The organism is Streptomyces sp. NPDC055815 (assembly GCF_053616475.1).
This window is the reverse complement of the sequence record NZ_JBSHDU010000171.1, coordinates 1-3,060: the sequence shown is the minus strand read 5'-3', so window position 1 is coordinate 3,060 and position 3,060 is coordinate 1. Positions and strand designations below refer to the sequence as shown.

3 protein-coding genes are annotated in these 3,060 nt (G+C 71.9%); all 3 read right to left on the bottom strand.

The features are described from left to right. Window positions 1-39: 39 nt before the first annotated feature. Window positions 40-1,488: a ribosome biogenesis GTPase Der gene (der, locus tag ACWGN5_RS41740; protein WP_453524236.1), complete on the bottom strand. Its 1,449-nt coding sequence runs from the start codon at window positions 1,486-1,488 to the stop codon at window positions 40-42. A 70-nt stretch (window positions 1,489-1,558) separates the two neighbouring features. Next, window positions 1,559-2,245: a lysophospholipid acyltransferase family protein gene (locus tag ACWGN5_RS41735; protein ID WP_453524234.1), complete on the bottom strand. Its 687-nt coding sequence runs from the start codon at window positions 2,243-2,245 to the stop codon at window positions 1,559-1,561. After that, on the bottom strand, window positions 2,200-2,865 hold the full coding sequence (gene cmk / locus ACWGN5_RS41730) for a (d)CMP kinase (protein WP_453524238.1): 666 nt from the start codon (window positions 2,863-2,865) through the stop codon (window positions 2,200-2,202). The genes ACWGN5_RS41735 and cmk overlap by 46 nt, the downstream gene beginning before the upstream one ends. Window positions 2,866-3,060 lie beyond the last annotated feature (195 nt).

The window sequence follows — 3,060 nt, the reverse complement described above, 5'->3', positions numbered from 1 at the left end:
ACTCGAAAGAGTCCCGGCCCTCCGCCGCATCACACGCTGCTACTTCTTCCGGCCGCGCTTCTCGCGGACCCGGACGGAGATGTGGATCGGGGTGCCCTCGAAGCCGAACTCCTCGCGCAGCCGGCGCTCGATGAAGCGGCGGTAGCCGGCCTCCAGGAAGCCGGAGGCGAAGAGCACGAAGCGGGGCGGCTTGGTGCCGGCCTGCGTGCCGAAGAGGATGCGGGGCTGCTTGCCGCCGCGGACCGGGTGCGGGTGGGCGGCGACGATCTCGCCCAGGAAGGCGTTGAGCCGGCCGGTGGGGACGCGGGTCTCCCAGCCGGCGAGGGCGGTCTCGATGGCCGGGACCAGCTTCTCCATGTGGCGGCCGGTCTTGGCGGAGACGTTGACCCGGGGCGCCCAGGCGACCTGCTGCATCTCGGTCTCGATCTCGCGCTCGAGGTAGTAGCGGCGCTCCTCGTCGAGCTCGTCCCACTTGTTGTAGGCGATGACGATGGCGCGGCCGGACTCGACCGCCATCGTGATGATGCGCTGGTCCTGGACGGAGATGGTGTCGGTGGTGTCGATGAGGATGACGGCCACCTCCGCCTTCTCGACGGCGGCCGCGGTCCGCAGGGAGGCGTAGTAGTCCGCGCCCTCCTGGAGGTGGACCTTCTTGCGGATGCCGGCGGTGTCGACGAACTTCCAGGTGACGCCGCCGAGCTCGATGAGCTCGTCGACCGGGTCGCGGGTGGTGCCGGCCAGCTCGTTGACGACGACCCGGTCCTCGCCCGCGACCTTGTTGAGCAGGGAGGACTTGCCGACGTTCGGGCGGCCGATGAGGGCGATGCGGCGGGGGCCGCCCACCGCGTTGCCGAAGCGCTGCTCGGGGGCCTCGGGCAGCTTCTTCAGGACCTCGTCGAGGAGGTCGCCGGTGCCGCGGCCGTGCAGCGAGGAGACGGGGAACGGCTCGCCGAGGCCCAGGGACCAGAGCATGGCCGCGTCGGCCTCGCCGGACTGGCCGTCGACCTTGTTCGCGGCGAGGACGACGGGCTTCCCCGCGCGGCGGAGCAGCTTGACGACGGCCTCGTCGGTGTCGGTGGCGCCGACGGTGGCGTCCACGACGAAGAGGCAGGCGTCGGCGGCCTCGATGGCGTACTCGGCCTGGGCGGCGACGGAGGCGTCGATGCCGAGGACGTCCTGCTCCCAGCCGCCGGTGTCGACGACCTTGAAGCGGCGGCCGGCCCACTCGGCCTCGTACGTGACGCGGTCGCGGGTGACGCCCGGCTTGTCCTCGACGACCGCCTCGCGGCGGCCGATGATGCGGTTCACCAGGGTCGACTTGCCGACGTTCGGGCGGCCGACGACGGCGAGAACGGGGAGCGGGCCGTGGCCGGCCTCCTCGATCGCACCCTCGACGTCCTCGACGTCGAAGCCCTCTTCCGCGGCGAGCTCCATGAACTCCGCGTACTCGGCGTCGCCAAGTGCCCCGTGGTCGTGCTGGTCGTTCATGAAGTCCGTTCCTTGATCATTCGTGGTCGGTGGGTCCCCGGTCACCGGGGCCCACTACTGAAAGTCTCGCTCAGCGTCCGGTGAGACGCCTGGCGTTTTCCAGGTGGCCGGTGAGCCGCTCCTGGATGCGTACGGTGGCCTCGTCGAGCGCCTTGCGGGTGCGGCGGCCCGATCCGTCCCCCGCTTCGAAGGCGTCGCCGAAGACGACGTCGACGCGGCCGCGCAGCGGGGGCAGCGCCTTGACCAACCGTCCGCGGCGCTCGGTGCTTCCCAGGACGGCGACCGGGACGATCGGCGCGCCGCTGCGGACGGCGAAGTACGCCAGGCCCGCGCGCAGCGAGGCGAAGTCGCCGTCGCCGCGGGTGCCCTCGGGGAAGATCCCGAGGACGCCGCCCTGCTCCAGGACGCCGAGCGCGTTGCCTATCGCGTTGCGGTCGGTGCTCTCCCGGTCCACCTTGAGCTGCCCGATGCCCTCCAGGAAGTTGCCGAGCGGGCCGACGAACGCCTCCTTCTTGATGAGGAAGTGCACGGGCCGCGGGGCGGTGCCCATGAGCATGGGGCCGTCGATGTTGTGCGCGTGGTTGACGGCGAGGATGACGGGGCCGGAGGCCGGCACCCGCCAGGCGCCGAGGACGCGCGGCTTCCAGAAGCCGTACATCAGGCCGATGCCGATCCGGCGGCCGACGGCCGCGCCCTTCGCGGAGGGCAGGGTCACTTGACGCCCGCCCTCTTCTCCTCGACGAGGGTGACGACGCACTCGATGACCTGGTCCAGGGTGAGGTCGGTGGTGTCGACCTCGACGGCGTCGTCGGCCTTGGCGAGCGGGGAGGTCTTGCGGCTGGAGTCGGCCGCGTCCCGCTTGATCAGGGCTTCCTTCGTCGCGTGCACGTCGACGCCCTTGAGCTCGCCGGAGCGGCGGGCGGCACGGGCCTCGGGCGAGGCGGTGAGGAAGATCTTCAGGTCGGCGTCGGGCAGCACGGTGGTGCCGATGTCCCGGCCCTCGACGACGATGCCGGTCTCGGCGCCGCGGGCGATGGACCGCTGGAGCTCGGTGATCAGGCTCCGCACCTCGGGGACGGCGCTGACGGCGCTGACCCGGGAGGTGACCTCCTCGGTACGGATCGGGCCGGAGGCGTCGGCGCCGTCGACGGTGATCGTGGGCCGGGCCGGGTCGGTGCCGGAGACGATGACCGGCTTGGACGCGGCGTTGGCGACGGCCTCGGCGTCGGTGACGTCGACGCCGTTGCTGATCATCCACCAGGTGATCGCCCGGTACTGGGCACCGGTGTCGAGGTAGTTCAGCCCCAGCTTGGCGGCGACCGCCTTCGAGGTGCTGGACTTGCCCGTGCCGGAGGGCCCGTCGATGGCGACGATCACGGATTCCACGGTGGGAACACCTTCCTGGGGGTGAGCGGGGGGCCCGTCGGGACGCGGACACCCCCACAAGGTTACCGAGTCCCAGGCCCCCACTCGGCCCCGCGCCCGTTGCCCCGCGCCCGTGTGGGCAATCGTCCCGCTGGGGCGGGACGGGTGGGCACACGGGACGGCGCCCCTGCCGGCGCCAGAGGCTTC